General features: G+C 69.7%; 12 protein-coding genes. 8 read left to right on the top strand and 4 right to left on the bottom strand.

From position 1 onward, the window contains the following. Positions 1-2: 2 nt before the first annotated feature. The 8 genes from FHS34_RS37340 to kynU all read left to right on the top strand — a co-directional run bounded on the left by FHS34_RS37340 (position 3) and on the right by kynU (position 10,260). Positions 3-1,385 (top strand): DoxX family protein, encoded by a 1,383-nt coding sequence (locus tag FHS34_RS37340; RefSeq protein ID WP_184974045.1) that lies wholly within the window; start codon positions 3-5, stop codon positions 1,383-1,385. A gap of 66 nt (positions 1,386-1,451) precedes the next feature. Then, entirely contained in the window at positions 1,452-2,834 is a 1,383-nt protein-coding gene (locus tag FHS34_RS37335; protein ID WP_184974043.1) for an FAD-binding oxidoreductase, read from the top strand. Positions 2,835-3,060: 226 nt separating this feature from the next. Next, on the top strand, positions 3,061-4,830 hold the full coding sequence (locus tag FHS34_RS37330; protein ID WP_184974041.1) for a non-ribosomal peptide synthetase: 1,770 nt from the start codon (positions 3,061-3,063) through the stop codon (positions 4,828-4,830). 141 nt (positions 4,831-4,971) lie between these two features. Then, positions 4,972-5,877: a tryptophan 2,3-dioxygenase gene (locus FHS34_RS37325; RefSeq protein WP_184974039.1), complete on the top strand. Its 906-nt coding sequence runs from the start codon at positions 4,972-4,974 to the stop codon at positions 5,875-5,877. Positions 5,878-5,986: 109 nt separating this feature from the next. Then, positions 5,987-6,838, top strand: coding sequence for an alpha/beta hydrolase (locus FHS34_RS37320; protein WP_184974037.1), 852 nt, complete (start codon positions 5,987-5,989; stop codon positions 6,836-6,838). Then, complete coding sequence (locus tag FHS34_RS37315) at positions 6,835-8,427, top strand: tryptophan halogenase family protein (RefSeq protein WP_184974035.1); 1,593 nt, start codon at positions 6,835-6,837, stop codon at positions 8,425-8,427. The genes FHS34_RS37320 and FHS34_RS37315 overlap by 4 nt, the downstream gene beginning before the upstream one ends. Before the next feature lie 54 nt (positions 8,428-8,481). Continuing rightward, the gene (locus FHS34_RS37310) at positions 8,482-9,054 is read left to right on the top strand and encodes a flavin reductase family protein (protein WP_225817806.1); all 573 of its coding nucleotides are present in this window, start codon (positions 8,482-8,484) and stop codon (positions 9,052-9,054) included. Between the two features lie 12 nt (positions 9,055-9,066). Next, positions 9,067-10,260: a kynureninase gene (gene kynU / locus FHS34_RS37305; protein WP_184974033.1), complete on the top strand. Its 1,194-nt coding sequence runs from the start codon at positions 9,067-9,069 to the stop codon at positions 10,258-10,260. 2 nt (positions 10,261-10,262) lie between these two features. On the opposite strand, the gene FHS34_RS37300 is transcribed toward kynU, so the two are convergent. The 4 genes from FHS34_RS37300 to FHS34_RS37285 form a co-directional block, all read right to left on the bottom strand. Then, the gene (locus tag FHS34_RS37300) at positions 10,263-11,498 is read right to left on the bottom strand and encodes a cytochrome P450 (protein ID WP_184974032.1); all 1,236 of its coding nucleotides are present in this window, start codon (positions 11,496-11,498) and stop codon (positions 10,263-10,265) included. Next, positions 11,485-12,219 (bottom strand): hypothetical protein, encoded by a 735-nt coding sequence (locus FHS34_RS37295; protein ID WP_225817807.1) that lies wholly within the window; start codon positions 12,217-12,219, stop codon positions 11,485-11,487. Before FHS34_RS37295 ends, FHS34_RS37300 begins: the two co-directional genes overlap by 14 nt. A 19-nt stretch (positions 12,220-12,238) precedes the next feature. Continuing rightward, a complete protein-coding gene (locus FHS34_RS37290; RefSeq protein WP_184974029.1) occupies positions 12,239-12,985 on the bottom strand; it encodes a thioesterase II family protein in 747 nt (248 codons plus the stop codon). Then, positions 12,982-17,156 (bottom strand): non-ribosomal peptide synthetase (locus FHS34_RS37285; RefSeq protein WP_184974027.1); only part of this gene is annotated, 4,175 nt, incomplete at its 5' end. The genes FHS34_RS37290 and FHS34_RS37285, both read right to left, overlap by 4 nt.

Below are 17,156 nucleotides of genomic sequence, written 5' to 3'. Positions count from 1 at the left end.
CGATGAAGGTGCGAGTAGGCAAGTGGCTGCGGACCGTCGCGTCTTCACCGGCCGGCCGGGCGGCCAGACGCGCGCTCCCGTCGGCCGGCACCTCCCCGGCCCCGCCCCGCTGGGCCGGGGCCGCCCGCACCGCCTACCGGTTCGGCTCCGTCTACGCCGGCCTGTACTGCCTGACCAGCCCGCAGGTCTATCTGGCACTGCGCGGCGGCGGCATGGGGCGCCTCCAGGAAGCGGCCGACTCCTGGGCGAAGCTCTGGGCGATACACCCGGTGCGGAACTGGATGTCCGTCCGGGTCTTCGGCAAGGAGCTCGGTGACCGCTTCGACGGCGGCGACGACCCGCACACCTGGGCGGGGCAGCTCTGCTGGCTCGCGGGCGCCGCCGCGGCCGTCCCGGTCTGGTCCCTGCTCGACCGGCACCGGACGGACCAGGCGACACCGGCCAAGTGGTTCCACCTGGCCGCCCGCTTCTGCCTCGCGGGGCAGATGTTCTCCTACGGCGCGGCCAAGGCCGTCCCGCTCCAGTTCCAGCTGCCGCCGTCCAAACTCGTCGAGCCGCTCGGCGACCTCAGCCCGATGGGCCTGCTGTGGGCGCAGACGGGGTCCTCGAAGCCGTACCAGATGCTGCTCGGCTGTGCGGAGATCGCCGGCGGGCTGCTGCTCATCGTGCCGCGCACGGCGTCGCTGGGCGCGGCGCTGTCGGCGGCGGAGATGGCTCAGGTGTTCCTCCTCAACATGACCTTCGACGTCCCCGTCAAGGTCCACTCCTTCCACCTGCTCCTGCTCAGCGTGCTTCTGCTGGCCCCGCGGACGCCCCGCCTGGCCGGGGCCCTGCTGACGGAGCGCCCGCTCCCCGCGGCCGCCCCCGCGGACCTCTTCCGTTCCCGCCGGGCGAACCGGATCGCCACCGCCCTGCAGGCCGGGGCGGGACTCTGGTTGCTCGGCACACAACTGCGCAACGACTGGTCGTTCTGGAAGAACCACGGCGGCGGACGGGAAAAGCCCGAGCTGTACGGCGTCTGGGACGTCACCGACTTCTCCATCGACGGCGAGCAGCATCCGCCCGTGACGACCGACGGCCAGCGCTGGCGCCGAGTCGTCGTGGACTCCGCCGACGCCGTGGCCATCCAGCACATGGACGACTCGCTCGACCCCTGCATGGCGGCGATCGACATGAACGCCCGGTCCGTCGCACTGACCAAGATGGCCGACCCGAAGTGGCAGGTGACGTTCGCCTTCGAGCGCCCGGCCGACGACCGGCTGATCCTGGAGGGCGACGCCGACGGCTACCACCTCCGCCTGCACCTACGGCGCCGCGATCTCGGCTCCTTCCCGCTGGTCGGCCGCGGCTTCCACTGGGTGCAGGACAACTCGTACCTGCGCTAGCGGACCGGTCGGCCGAAGCGGCACACGCGGGACGGCGGCCCGCCGTCCACGGAAGGAGGACAACGGATGAGCGCGGACGTGGAGACGCTGGCCGCGGAGGTGCGAGGACCCGTCCTGCTGCCCGGCAGCCGGGAGTACGACGAGGAACGGAGCGGCTTCCAGGCCGGCTTCCGGCACCGACCCGCCGTCGTCGTCGGCGCCACCCGCCCCGAGGACGTGCGCGCCGCGGTCCGCTTCGCCGCCGAGCGGAGACTGCCCGTCGCCGTGCAGTCCACCGGACACGGCATCGTCACCGCCCTGGACGGTGAGGGCGTTCTCGTCACCACCCGCCGGATGAAGGCCGTCACGGTGGATGCGGAGGCCGGGACCGTCAGGGCCGAGGCCGGCGTGCTGTGGGGAGAGGTCATCGAGCGGGCCGCCCCGCACGGCCTGGCCCCGGTCAACGGATCGGCCCCGCACATCGGCGTCGTCGGCTACCTCCTCGGCGGCGGTGTCGGCCTGCTCGGCCGCCGGACCGGATACGCCAGCGACTACGTCCGCGCCCTCGACATCGTCACCGCCGACGGCGTGCAGCGCCGAGTCACGGCCGGCTCCGACCCCGATCTGTTCTGGGCGCTGCGCGGTGGCGGCGGCAACTTCGGCGCCGTCACCGCCGTCGAGACCGCCCTCGTGCCGGTGACCCGGCTCTACGGCGGCGGCCTCCACTTCGCCGCGGACCAGCCCGTCGACCTGCTGCACGCCTACCGAGCATGGACCCTGACGCTGCCCGAGGAACTCACCTCCTCGATCGGCCTCATGACCTGGCCGTCGTCGCCGTCCGTCCCCGAGTCACTGCGCGGACGCTACGTCGCGCACGTCCGCATCGCCTTCACGGGCTCCACCGCGGAGGGCGAACGGCTCGTGGCACCCCTGCGCGCGCTCGGCCCGCGTCTGATCGACACCGTCCGGGAGATGCCGTACACCGAGGTCGGCACCATCTATCAGGACCCGCGGGTCCCGCACGCCTACTTCGGCGGGAACGTCCTGCTGCGCGAACTCGATCCAGCGGCCCTGCGGACCGTCGTGGACGTGGCCGGACCCGGTGCGGCCGTGCCCTGCATCGTCGAGATCCGCCACCTCGGCGGGGCCTTCGCCCGCCGGCCCGCCGACCCGGGCGCGGTCGGCGGCCGTGACGCCGCGTACATGCTGCGAGTGATGACCAGCGGCACGGCCGCGCCGTCCACCGCAGCCCGGCCGGTCCATCAGCGCGTCTACGACGCCCTGAAGCAGTGGACCGTCGGCCGCGCCCTCAACTCCGTCTACCACGACGGCGCCCCGGTCCTCCAGGAGCAGGTCCGGGAACTCTTCGCGGCCGAGGACTTCGAGCGGCTGCGACGCGTGAAGAAGCTGCACGACCCGCACAACCTGTTCCGGTTCACCCACAACATCCCACCAGCGGACGGCAACTGACCGGTCTTTTCTGCGCCTGCGAGCGGCAGTACGCCGCCGGGGCCGGACCGCTTCCCCTCAGCGGCGGCCGGGCTGAGCGTCGGTGAAACGATCACCACGGACCTCGTCAGGGCCGACTCCGCGTGACTCCAGGCGTCACACACCAGGCGTCGACCGGCCGCCGGCGCCCGGACGCCGTCGCCGCAGCAAGGACCGGGCTGCCCGGCGTACGAGGAAGGAATCCTGGATGTCCGGTACAGCGGCATCTGTCATCGAGATCTTCGAACAGCAGGCGGCAAAGCGCCCGGAGGAGATCGCGGTCCGCGACGCCCGCGGTGAGCTCACCTACGCCGAATTGGACCACCGGGCGAACCAGCTGGCTCACGAACTGCGCGCCCGCGGAGTGGACGCCGAGGTCCCGGTGGCGCTGCTGATGCGCCGCTCGGCCGATCTGATCGTCACCCTGGTGGCCGTCCTGAAGGCGGGCGGTGTCTATCTGGCGCTGGACCCCCGCCTGCCGGCGGAGCGCCGGACGACGGTTCTGCTCGATGCCCGGCCGGCGCTGGTCGTCACCGACGAGGAGCCGCCGTCCGCCACGGCCGGGGATCCGCCCTGGTGTTTGCTGGCGGAGCTGTCGGCGTGCGCCTCGCGACGGCCGACGACGCCCCCGGTGACCCGTACCTCGGCGGAGAGCACCGCCTACATCGCGTACACCTCCGGATCGGCCGGGAAGCCGAAGGGCGTCATGGTGCCGCACCGGGCGATCGCACGGCTGGTCGTCGGAGCGGACTATCTGCCGATCAGGGCCGACGACGTCTTCCTGCAACTGGCCCCCCTCGCCTTCGACGCCGCGACCCTGGAGATCTGGGGGCCGCTGCTGGGCGGCGGCAGACTGGTGGTCGCGCCGGAACACCAACTCCCCCTGGAAGCACTCACCGACCTGGTGCGCGGCGAGGGTGTCACGATCCTGTGGCTGACCGCCGGGCTGTTCCACCACCTGGTCGCGTCAGGCCTCGCGGCACGGCTGCGCGGCCTCAGGTTCCTGCTCGCCGGCGGCGACGTGCTGTCGGTGGAGGCGGTCAACGCCGCCATGGCGGAACTCGACGGCACGACGCTGATCAACGGCTACGGCCCCACCGAGAACACCACGTTCACCTGCTGCGCGGCCCTGACCGAACCGGTCAAGGCGCCGCGGGTGCCGATCGGACCGGCGATCGACGGCACCTCGGTCTACGTGCTCGACGACGAGCTCCGGATGGCACCGGACGGGCAGACGGGCCGCGTGCACGCCGCCGGCGCCGGTCTGGCGCACGGCTATCTCAACGATCCGGCGCTGACCGCTCAGCGATTCGTGGCGAACCCGTTCTCGGCGGTACCGGGGGACCGCATGTACCGCACCGGAGACCTCGGATCCCGCGATGCGGACGGTGCGCTCGACTTCCACGGCCGGGAGGACCGGCAGGTCAAGATCCGCGGCTTCCGGATCGAACCGGGCGAGGTGGAACACGCTCTGCGCGCACACCCGGACGTGGTGGACGCCGCGATCGTCGCCCCGTCGTCGGGTGACGAGCGCTCCCTCGTCGGGTTCTACGTCGCCGACGAACCGCTGGTCTCCGAACACCTGCGCACGCACCTGGGAACCCTTGTCCCCCCGTACATGATCCCGGCGGGCCTGGTGTGGCTGGAGGCCCTGCCCCTGACGGCCAACGGCAAGGTCGACCGGGACGCGCTGACCGCGTACGCGCCGCCGGGCCGGGGGGATTTGAGTTCGGACTACCGCGGCCCCGGCACTCCGGTGGAACAGTGGCTCGCCGAGATGTGGGGCGACCTCACCCAGACGTCCCCCGTCGGCGTCGACGACGACTTCTTCGAGCTCGGCGGTCATTCGCTGATGGCCGTCCGGATCATCGTGGAGATCAGCGGCCGCACGGGCGTCGAGATCGACCCGCAGGATTTCTACGCCTGTCCGACGATCGCCGAGCTTGCCGAGCTGATAGCCGCCGGCGCCCGTGAATAGGCGGCACGAGGAGTACTGAAGACCGAAAGTCCGCCCATGAATGAGAAGCGAAAGATTGCTGATCAGTATCCGCACCGGCGTGCAATGCTCCGGTCATGGGCCTCGAATGCCGTCCGCGATCGGTTGGGAGTTGATGTCGCAATGAAGCTGGAGCGTACGGACCCGCGCTCCTACACCCCGCTGACCGAGGAGGAACGACGGCGGCGGGCGGAGAGCACCGGCGGTGAGCCGATGCTCGATTTCGATGTCACGAACGACTCCGAGAGCACGGCCTACATCGGATACCACCACGTGGACGTCCTGCTCGGTCTCCAGCATCCGCGCACCGGCGAACCCGCCGAGCTGTCGTTCTACATCACCGGCCAGATCCAGGAACTGCTGTTCAAGCTGCTGTTCACCGAGGTCAACCGGATCCGAGACCTGCTGTTCACGGACAGCCTCGACGAGGCCCTTCGGTATCTGCGGCGCGTCGAGCGCGTCCAGCGGGTGCTCACGACGACATGGGAGCCGGTGAGCACCATCACGCCCACCGAGTTCGCGGCCTTCCGCGACGAGCTGGGTTCGGCGTCGGGCATCCAGTCCTACATGTACCGGCAACTCGAATTCGCGCTCGGCAACAAGGCTCCCCGGATGACGGAACCGTACCGGCCGGTGGGCTGGGCGTACGAGCAGGTCATGGCCGCGCTGCGGGCACCGAGCCTGTACGACGCGGCGCTCGGAGTGCTCCAGCGCCGGGGCCTGGGCGTCCCGGCCCACTGTGTCGAGCGGGACTTCGCCGAGCCGTACCAGCCGCACGCCGCGGTCGAACAGGCATGGGCGCGGGTCTACCAGTCACCCCGCGAGCATCCGGACGTGTACGCCCTGGCCGAATCGCTGTCTGATCTGAACCATCTGCACGCGCAATGGCGCTACACCCATCTGCTGACCGTGGAACGCATACTCGGCCACAAACCCGGCACCGGCGGGACCTCCGGCGTCAACTGGCTGCGCAAGGTGGCCGAACACCGTTTCTTCCCCGAGCTGCTGGCCGCCCGCACCGCCATCTGACGCCGATTTCCCGGTGATTTGGGGGAGATCATTGAGTTTCCTCGTCTACCGCCGATATGACCAGACCGAGCTTGACCGCCAGTATTCCCCGAGCTCCTGTGCGGACGACATGCCCGCCATTCTCGCCGAATACACGACGCGGAGCGCGCTGACGAGGACCGAGCTGCCGGTGCACGCCGGCATCCGGTACGGCGCACTGCCCTGCGAAAGCCTCGACTTCTTCCCGGCGCGCGGCCCACGGGCGCCGCTGCTGGTGTTCGTGCACGGCGGCTATTGGCAGGAACTCGGCAAGGACGACTCCTCCTTTCCCGCACGCCGGCTCGTCCCGGCCGGCGCCGCGTTCGCGGCGATCGGCTACGGGCTGGCCCCGCGGTACCAGCTCGACGAGATCGTCGACCAGGTACGACGCGCCGTCCGGTGGCTCGTGGAGCACGCACAGGACCTCGGGTTCGACGGCGAGCGGATCGTGCTCGCCGGAAGCAGCGCCGGCGCTCATCTGGCGCTGATGGCACTGCTCGACGGCTGGATGCCCGGGGGCACGCAGCCGGCGGACGTGATCGCCGGAGCGGTCCTGCTCAGCGGCGTGTACGACCTCGAACCGCTCCGGCTCACCTACGTCAACGAACCGCTGGGACTCGACTCCGAGGCGGCCGCCAGGCTCAGCCCGATCCGCCACCTCCCGGACCGGCTGCCGCCGCTGGTGGTGGCGCGCGGCGGCGCCGAGACCGCCGAGTTCGCCCGCCAGCACCGCGCGCTCGTCGAGGCCGCCACGCCCCGTTCGGCCGCCGTCCACGATCTGGTGATCACGCACCGGAACCACTTCGACATCACCTTCGACCTCGACGATCCCGCCAGTGACCTGGGCGCCGCGGTGCTCCACCGGCTCGGGCTGCCCGGGCGGGCATCCAGAAGAGCGGCAGGCGACTCCGTCCGATCCCACCGAGACATTGGAAGCACATGAGCGACAACCTGATCAAGAAGATACTCGTGCTCGGCGGCGGTACGGCAGGCTGGATGACCGCTTCCTACCTCGGCAAAGCGCTCGGCCCGACCGTCCGGATCACCGTGCTGGAAGCGCCGGCCATCCCGAAGATCGGCGTCGGCGAGGCCACGATCCCCAATCTCCAGCGGGTGTTCTTCGACTACCTGGGCGTGACCGAAGAAGAGTGGATGCCGGAGTGCAACGCCAGTTACAAGATGGGCATCAGGTTCATCAACTGGCGCACTCCGGGAGCCGGAATGTCCCGCCCACGGCCCTACGGACGGTACGGGGATCAGTTCGACCACCTCTTCGGCCTGCTTCCCAACCACGACAACCTGCCGCTGTCGCACTACTGGACGTACAAGAAGCTGCACGGACTGACCGATGAGCCGTTCGACCGCGCCTGCTACCCGCAGCCGGCCATCTTCGACCGGAAACTCTCCCCGCGCTTCCTCGACGGCCGCCGCGTGGCGAGTTACGCCTGGCATTTCGACGCCGACCTCGTCGCCGACTTCCTGCGCAGGTTCGCCACCGTCAAGCAGGGGGCGACACACATCGAGGACAAGTTCATCGCGGCGGAGACCGATCAGCGCGGCCACATCGTCGCCGTCACCACCGAGTCAGGACGCAGGCTGGAGGCGGATCTGTTCATCGACTGCTCCGGTTTCCGCAGCCTCCTGATCAACCAGGTGATGAAGGAACCGTTCCTGGACATGAGCGACCACCTGCTCAACGACCGGGCGGTGGCCACCAGGGTGGAGCACGACGACGAGGAGAACGGCGTCGAGCCGTTCACCTCCTCGATAGCCATGAGCTCCGGCTGGTCCTGGAAGATACCGATGCTCGGCCGTTTCGGCACCGGGTACGTGTACTCCAGCCGGTTCACCTCGCAGGAGGAGGCCACCCGGGAGTTCTGCCGGATGTGGGGCATCTCCCCGGACACGCATCCGATGAACCACGTCCGGTTCCGGGTCGGCCGGAACCGGCGGGCATGGGTGAAGAACTGTGTGGGAATCGGACTTTCGTCCTGTTTCCTGGAACCGCTGGAGTCCACCGGGATCTACTTCACCTACGCCGCCCTCTACCAACTGGTGAAGCACTTCCCGGACAAGCGCTTCGATCCGGTGCTGAGCAAAAGGTTCAACAGCGAGATCGAGGCGATGTTCGACGACACGAGAGACTTCATCCAGGGCCATTTCAGCTTCGCGCCGCGTGACGACACGCCGTTCTGGCGGGCGTGCAAGGAGCTGGAGCTGGCACCGGAGTTCGTCCACAAGGTCGAGATGTACAAGGCCGGCCTCGGGGTGGACCTACCGGTGACCGACGAGACCACCTACTACGGGAACTTCGAGGCCGAGTTCCGGAACTTCTGGAGCAACGCCAACTACTACTGCGTGTTCTCCGGACTCGGCATGATGCCGGAACACGATCCCACACCGCTCGGCTACCGACCGGAGTCCGTCGAATCCGCCGAAGCGGTGTTCACCCAGGTCCAACGGCGACGGGACGAACTGCTCGACTCCCTGCCCCCGATGCACACCTACCTACGTCGGCTCCACGCGAAGTAACCGCTTCCCGGCGCCGAGACACTGCCCGGACACAGGGAGACGCGGAGGAACACGGTGCCCGAAACACCCTCAGCCGCCGACGTCGTGTCGCTGGACGCCTTCCGGTCGCTCATGTCGGAGTTCCCGACCGGGGTCGCCGTGGTGACGTCCTTCGACCCCGACGGCGAGCCCCGCGGCATGACCTGCTCCGCCCTGTGCAGCGTCACCGGTGCGCCGCCGACCCTGCTGGTCTGCCTGCGCCGGGAGAGCCCGACACTCGACGCGGTCACCCGCTGCGGGCGGTTCGCGGTCAACTTCCTGGACGCCGAGGCCCAGCACGTCGCCGAGCTGTTCGGGTCACCGGCGAAGACCGGGCGCTTCGACCTGGTGGACTGGTCGATGGGCCGTTGCGGGCCGCACATCGCCGAGCACGCGCACGCCATCGCGGACTGCCGGGTCGCGCGCACGGGAGACGGCGGAAGCCACGTCGTCGTGTTCGGCGAGGTCAGCGACGTAACCCTGCACAGGGGACGGGACCCGCTGCTGTACGGCCGACGGCGGTACAACGTGTGGCCCGAGCAGGCGGCGCGCCGGCCCGCACTGTGCCCCCGCGACGCGCCCCCGCCGGACCAGCCGTCAGAGACCTGAATGGAGACAGCCATGCCCACCCCCAGTCGGGAAACCGCCGAACGGCTCGACCGGACCGATCCCCTGGCCGCGATGCGAACGAGGTTCTCGTTGCCGGAGGGCGTGGTGTACCTGGACGGCAATTCCCTCGGCGCCCTGTCCGTCGGCGTGCCGGCGGCGGTCCGGACGGCCATCGTCGAGAACTGGGGACAGCACCTCATCAACGTCTGGACCGACGACGGCTGGTGGGACGTGCCACTGCGGGTCGGCGACCGCGTCGGGCATCTGCTCGGTGCGCGGGCCGGCCAGACCGTCGTGGGTGATTCGACCTCGGTCCACCTGTTCAACGTGCTGACGGCCGCGGCCCGCTTGCGTCCGGATCGCCGACTGCTCCTGGTCGAAGAAGGCGGCTTCCCCACGAACCACTACCTGGCCGCCTCGGTCGCCCGCATACTCGGGCTGGAGGTCCGCCGGATACCCATGCCCGACATGGCATCCACCCTCCGCCGGCTCGGTGAGCGGGTCGCGGTCGTCACCGCGGGGGCCGTCGACTACCGCACCGGCGAACTCTGGGACGTCCGCGCGGTCACGGCCGCGGCGCACGACGTCGGCGCGGTCGCCGTCTGGGACCTCTGCCATGCCGTCGGCGCCCTCCAGCTGACCCTCGACGCGGACGGCGTGGACTTCGCGGTGGGGTGCTCCTACAAATTCCTGTCGGGCGGCCCCGGCGCCCCGGGGTTCGTCTACGCCGCCCGCCGCCACCACGGCGGCATCGATCAGCCACTGTGCGGCTGGCACGGACACGCCGAACCGTTCGCGATGGTGCCCGACTACGAGCCCACGACCGGAATCGGACGGCTGCGGGTCGGCTCTCCGAACATCCTGTCCATGCTGGCACTGGACGCGGCACTCGACGTCTTCGACGACGTCGAGATGGCCGCGGTCCGCGAGAAGAACCTGGCGCTCGGCGACTTCTTCATCGAGGCGGCCGACGCCCACCTGGCGGGGTGCGGATTCGAGCTGGTCACGCCCCGCCGTGGCGATCGGCGCGGAAGCCAGGTGACGCTGCGCCATCCGGAGGCGGAGAAGATCATGCGGGCCCTGAACCAGCACGGGATCATCGGCGACGTGCGCCCTCCGAGCCTGCTGCGCTTCGGGTTCAACAGCCTCTACATCTCCTACACCGACATCTTCACAGTCGTCGAGGCACTGCGTTCGTGCACATGACCCTAGGCGGTGCGCAACTTCGTGACCACCGGCATGTGCTTGATGCCGGCCGCGAAGTCGGACGCCAGATGCTCCACCGGGCCGGCCAGGTCGAATCGCTCCACCGAGCCGGCGATCTCGGCGAACAGCGCGTTCAGCGCCATCCGCGCCAAGGCGGCCCCGACACAGTGGTGCGGCCCGAAGCCGAACGCGACGTGCGGGTTCGGTGAGCGGGTCACGTCGAACCGGAAGGGCTCGGAGAAGACCTCCTCGTCCCGGTTCGCCGAACCCAGCCAAGTCACCACCGCGTCGCCCTCACGCACCTGTCGGCCGCGCAACGTCGTGTCCTGAGCCGCGTGGCGCAGAAAGTGATTGGCCGGCGAGGACCAGCGCAGACCCTCCTCCACCGCGCCGGACACCAGTCCCGGATCGTCGACCACCTTGCGGTACTCCCCGGGGTTCTCGATGAACGCCAGCACCGTCTGGGTGACCGCGTGCGGGGTGGTCACGTTGGCACCCAGCAGCAGGCTGTAGCAGTTGTAGACCAGCTCGTCGTGACGCAGTCCGCGCCCGCCCACCTCCACACCGAGGAGCGCGCCGATCAGACCGTCTTCCCGGGAAGCGCGGCGAGCCCGGCGGGAGAAGTACGAGAACAGCTCGTGATGCGCCGTCGCCAAGGTGTTGAGCCGGTTCCCCAGCCGGAAATCGGGGTCCTCGGGTGCGATGGCCGTGGTGGTGAGCACCGTCAGCCGCGCCCAGTCCTGCTCCGGAATGCCCATCAGCGTGCCGGTGAACGCCATCGGGAATCCCGCCGCGAGTTCGGCCAGGTCCCGGGGGCCGTCGGCCAGTCGTTCGAGCAGACGGTGGGCCACCTGCCGGACCTTCGGGACGAACGGCTCCAGCGCCCTCCTGGACAGCAGCCTGGCGATCGGCTCGTGCAGCATCGTGTGCACCGGCGGGTCGCTGGCCGCCATCATCTTGCCGCCGGCCGGGTCCCGACCGCCGAGGACCGACAACAGGGTCCCCCGGCTCGATGTGAACCTGGTGTGGTCCCGGAGCACTTCGCGGACGTCGTGGTACCTGGTGACCGACCAGAATCGGCGACCGTCCGGCAGCGACCGGAGGTGCACCGGGGCGCGCTCACGCAGTGTGGTCCAGATCGCGTGCGGGTCACCGGAACCGTACAGGCGCGGATCCAGGAGATCCAGGGAGTCCAGATCCGTGGAAGGTGCCAGCGCGGTTCGCTCACTCAGCTTCATCGAGGTCTCCCTGCTCTCGGACGTCAGCCGGTTCCTGGACGCCGACAGCGGTCCACAGGGCCGTCGCCTTGGCCACCAGCTCGCCCCGGTCGTCGTACAAAGCGGTGCCGACCGTCGCGGTGCGGCCTTGCCGGCGCCATCGGCGTGCGACCACGACATGGGGTGCCGGCGGACGGGGCGGCCTGCGCAGGACCGCGATCATGCGGGTGAGCACCATGGGCTCCCGGACCGGATCCGTGGTCCACCCGCCGGGACAGTCCAGGACACTCCACACCAGCTCGGGCCGGTCGGACGACGCCGCCGTCGGTGTCCAGGGACACGCCACGACACCGGGCGAACCGGCGACCTCGCCCGGCGCCACCGGGAAGCCGTCCGCCGGCTCGCGGTTCGGTCCGCAGACGAAACAGGTCGGGAACGGATGACCCACACGCCCCCGGTAGCGTGCGCTCGCCTCGGCCGCCGCCCGGAGCGGCACCGCTTCCACGGCCGGGAACTCCGCCGCGGAGGTGGTCATGGTCGCGATCAGCCGGTCGCCGTCCCAGATCTGGGAGCGCCGTGCTCCGGGACGGAACTCCAGGGCGTGGTCGAGCCGTGGCGCCCCGAGCAGCGTCACGGCGACCGGTCGGCGCTGGTGGCCCGCGGCCAGCCCCGCGAACGCGCCGCAGGCGTAGCCGCCGTTCGCCGTGCCCGGCGGGCCGTTGTACCTGGCGGGTATGCGCACCGTCCGATCCGCCGCCATGTCACAGCGCCCGCGTGTCGGCTTCGACACCGGCTCGGAGAGCGTCGACGAGGTGACCGGGTGCCTTCACGAACGCCTGATGATCGCCCTCCAGCACGAGCGACGTGCAGCGTCCCCAGCGTGCCCACCCCGCCATCAACCCGTGCGGGATCTCCTCGTCGGCGGACCAGCCGATCGCCCGGATCCCGAAGGAATCCGTCGCGGACCGCTCCGGACGGTAGGCCTTGTTCGCCGCCAGGTCGTCCACGAGTACCTTGACGAAGAAGTCGACCAGGCGCTTCGTCGGCGTGACCAGACCCAGCAGGTTCACGACCACGCCCCTCAGCTCGTCCTCGTCCATGTCGAGGAAACGGCCGTACGGCCCGTCGTCCGGCGCCACTTGTGAGGAGACGAAACAGGTGGTCGGTGACCTGTTGTCGCCGGACGCCATGTGCCGCGCGAACTCGAAGGCCGCGAGCGCCGCCCCGCAATGCCCGAACACACTGAAGTCGCGGTCCAGGACCGGGCCCAGCTCGGCGGTCATCCGCTCGGCCAGGTTCTCGTAGGTTCCGTAGTGGGCCTCGCTCATCCGCGTTTCCCGGCCGGGCAGTTGCAGCGGTACCACGGCCGTGTCCCCGATGCGGTCGGGCCACTGGCGGTACATGGAGGCGCCGCAGCCGGAATAGGGAAAACACAGCAGCAGATGGTTGCAGTCGTCCGGCGGCACGGTGGCGAACCAGCGGTTGTGGTTCTGTTCCCTCTTGGTCATGTGTCCTTCCCCGCGGTCCGGTTGCGGAAAGCCTGGTTCAGTACGCTGCCGACCACCTGCATGGATTCCGGCCGGTCCATGTCCTGATGGCTGGTCGGAACGACGTGGACGGTCATTGGGCCGTGGATGTGACCCCGCCACGCGCCCGCGGGATCGAGCCGCGAGGAGTCCTCGCCGCCGTCCACCGTGACCGCGCCGGCCTTGAAGAACACCGCGGCTCCGTCGAATTCCGGCGGCAGATATCCGGTCAGCATCGCGATGTGCTCCACGCTGATCCCCGTCACGAGGTCGGAGATCGCGTCCACATCGAGCGAGTCCGCGTCGGCGTACCTGTGCCGCAGGAACTGGTCGAACCCCTCACGGATCTCCTGGCCGCCGAGGTTCCCCGCTTCGACGGCGGTGTCCGGGTAGCAGTCCATCATCGCCAGCAGCTCGACCTCCTCGCCGCGGGCCCGGAGCTCGGCGGCGATGGCGTGCGCGGCGAAGCCGCCGAACGACCAGCCGAGCAGGTTGTACGGTCCGTGCGGCTGAACCGACCGGATCCTGGCGAGATAGGTCTGGACGAGCTCGGCCATCGACGTCGGCATGGGTTCGGGGCCGGTGGGATCGAGACCGGGCGCCTGCAGCGCGTAGATCGGCCGGTCGTCGACGTAGCGGGCCAGGCTGAGATAGAACCAGCCGACGCCGCTCACCGGGTGCAGACAGAAGAGCGGGCGTTCGGTGCCGCCGGAGCGGATGGTCATGAGCGGCGCGTAGGTCTCGTCGCGGCCGTCCGGTGCCATGCCGAGCAGCCGTGGCGCCAGGTCGGCCACGGTGGGGCACTCGAACACCGTCCGGATGGGGACGTCGATCCGGAGAACGGTGCGGATGCGGGACAGCAGCCTGGTGGCGAGCAGCGAGTGGCCGCCCAGTTCGAAGAAGCCGTCGTCGATCCCGACGTCGGGTACGCCCAGCACCTCGGAGAAGAGGCCGGTGAGCACTTCCTCGTGCGCGTTCCGTGCCCGCCGCGACGAGCCGCCGGTGATCTCCGGCGCCGGCAGGGCCTCCCTCTTCAGCTTTCCGTTGGCGGTCAGCGGCAGACCGTCGAGGAAGATCACCGCCGAGGGGACCATGTACGCGGGCAACCGGCCGCTCACGAAGGCACGGAGGTCCACCGCCTGGTCGGCGACCGGAACGTTGCCGTACACGGTCAGTGGTCCCGCCTGTGTGAAACCAGGCGCGTACACATCGGTGCGGACGGTGCCGGCACCGTCGGGTGCCGCGAGCACGACGTCCAGGTGTCCGGCGACCTGCGACCACGTCACCGCCGTCGAATAGCCCAGCCGCTCCCCGAGCGTGTAGAGCTCTTCGCGCAGCGCTCCGACGGCCGCCGGCGCGTTGTGCTCGGCGTGCAGAAGGCCGGTGGCGCGCACGGCGGTCGCCAGGGCCGGGTCGGGCACACCGACGATCCGGACACTCTCGGGCCGCCGCGTCCGCAAGTGCCGTTCCAGCTGTTGGAGGCCGCCCACTTCGCTCCATCGCAGGCGGGGGACGGCAGTGAAGGACCGTGCCGGAACCGGTGCCTTGCGCACCGTCACGTCGTAGCGGTACTGACTCAGTTCGTTGTCGTACCAGCCGCGTTTGATCTGTACGTCGACCGCGCCGACCGACGGCAGCTTGTCCCGCAGTGCCGCGAAGAAGTCCGGATGCAGGACGAGCTCGGTCTCCATGGCGATCGCCGTGGCGATGGTGCCGCGGATCCTGCCCCGCTCGGTCTCGTCGAGGTCGCCCACGTCCTCGTGACCGAGTCGGCGGATCTGAACCATGGTGGCGAACTCCCGCAGCAGTGCCTTGTTCCGGATGTCGCCGATGAACAGCGCGCCGCCGGGCGCCAGCAGGCCCATCGCCTTCTCGATGACGTCCACCAGGTACTGCACACTCGGGAAGTACTGGACGACGGAGTTCAGCACGATGGTGTCGAAGTCGCGCTCCGGCAGCAGATCCAGCCGATCGGCGGGCTGGACGAGCAGCCTGACCCGGTCCGCCCAGTCCGCCGGCGCCTCGGCGAGGTGCTGCCGGAGCCCGTCGATCACCGACTCGGAGAAGTCCGTGCCGTAGTAGGTCTCGCATTCCGGGGCCAGGCGGGCCAGGAGGAGGCCGGTGCCCACCCCGATCTCCAGCACCTTCGACGGCCGCAGGGACCGGATCCTCGCGACGGTCGCGTCGCGCCACTCCCGCATCTCGGCCAACGGAATCGGCTTCTCGGTGTAGCTGCTGTTCCACCCGCGGAAGTCGTCACCGAAGCCGGCGTCGGCGGTGTCACCGGCCTGGTGTTCTCCGCGGTACAGATCGTCGTAGGTGTCCCGCCATTGCTCCACCAGCTCGACCTCGCGGCTCTCCTGCCGGTCGGCGGACGCCACCTGGTTCCGGACGACATAGGCGACCAGTTGCTTGACGTCCTGTCCGGCGATGTCACGAGCGACGACCGCGGCCTGCGCCACCTGAGGGTGCGCCAGCAGGACCGACTCGATCTCACCGGGCTCGACCCGGAATCCGCTGATCTTCGTCTGATCGTCGACCCGGCCCATGAACACCAGCACGCCCTCGCGCGTCCAGCGCGCGAGATCGCCGGTGCGGAACATCCGCGAACCCGCCGGACCGTAGGGGTCCGCCACGAAACGTTCCGCGGTCGGCCCGGGCCGCCCGGAGTACCCGCGCGCCAGGCCGGCGCCGGCGATCCACAGCTCCCCGACGACACCGGTGGCGACCGGATCCAGCTCACCGCTCAGAACGTAGACCCGGGCATTGCGGATCGGGACGCCGATGGGGACCACCGGATCGTCGAACCGCTGACGGGTGGCGGCACAGACCACATGAGTCGTCGCGTTCACCGTGGTCTCGGTCGGGCCGTAGATGTTGACGACCCGGATATCGCTGTTCGCCCGGAGAACCCGGTCGACCGCCGCGGTCGGCACCTTGTCGCCGCCGGTGGCCAGGTAGCGCAGCGTCCGCAGGCCCGGCAGCTCCTCCGACGACATGAGATCGAACAGACCGGCGGTGGCCCACAGTGTGTCGATCTCGTTCTCCGCGATGAACTGGAGGCGTTGCGCCGGCGACTCCCGGTCCGCCGGCAGCGGGAAGAGGGTCTTGCCGCGCAGGAGCGCCGGCCAGATCTCGTACACCGACGCGTCGAAGGCGATCGACGACTGGAGGAGAATCCGGTCGCCCGGTCCCTCCGGCCAGCCGTGCCAGGCATCGTTGAGGACGCTGCGATGGGAGACCGCGACTCCCTTGGGCCGTCCCGTCGAACCCGACGTGAACATGACGTACGCCAGATGGTCCGGGCGCAGTCCGTCTCGGGGCGGGTCCGTGCGCTCTCCGCCGACGATGTCCGCCAGATACAGCCTGGGGATGCTCTCATCGGGCAGCACGTCGCGGGTGTCGACGGCACTGCTCGTCACGATCAGAACCGGCTTGCCGTCGGCCAGGAGGGAACCGTTGCGCAGACTGGGATAGGCCGGGTCGATGGGCAGATAGGCGGCGCCGGCCTTCAGGATTGCGAGGATGGCGATGATCAGTTCCGGCGAGCGGGGGAGTGCGACCGCCACCACTGATTCGAGGTGTACGCCGTGCGCGAGCAGCGCGTGCGCGACCTGGTTGGCGCGCACGTTGAGCTCGTCGTACGTGATGTCCTCGCCGCCGCTGGAGATCGCGACCGCGTCCGGTGTCCGCGCCGCCTGCCGTTCGAACAGGAGGGGGACGGAACCCTCCGGAATCGCGGCGTCCTCGCCGACCCGGTTCCACGTCTCGAGGAGTTGGTGGCGCTCGTCGGGGAGGAGCACGTCGAGGGTTCGCAGCGGTGTGTCCGGGGTGGCGGCCACCGTGCGCAGAACTGTCTTGAACCGGGTGATCAGCTGCTCGATGGTTTCCCGGTCGAACACGTCGGTGGCGTATTCGACGTACCCCACATAGCCGAGTGGATGGTCTTCGTCGCGGGGTAGTTCCGAGAGGTTGAAGAGCAGTTCGAACTTGGCGGTGCCGGACGATATCGGCTCGAAGTCGATCTTGATGTCGCCCAGGGCGAAGGTCGGATAGACGTTGTTCTGGAAGGCGAGGGAGGTTTGGAAGAGGGGGTGGTGGGCGGTGGTGCGGGTGGGGTTGAGGAGTTCGACGAGTTGTTCGAAGGGTGCGT

This window comes from Streptomyces echinatus (assembly GCF_014203595.1).
Classification (GTDB): Bacteria; Actinomycetota; Actinomycetes; order Streptomycetales; family Streptomycetaceae; genus Streptomyces; species Streptomyces echinatus.
Note: the sequence above shows the minus strand (reverse complement) of the source record. Positions and strands in the feature narration are given on the sequence as shown.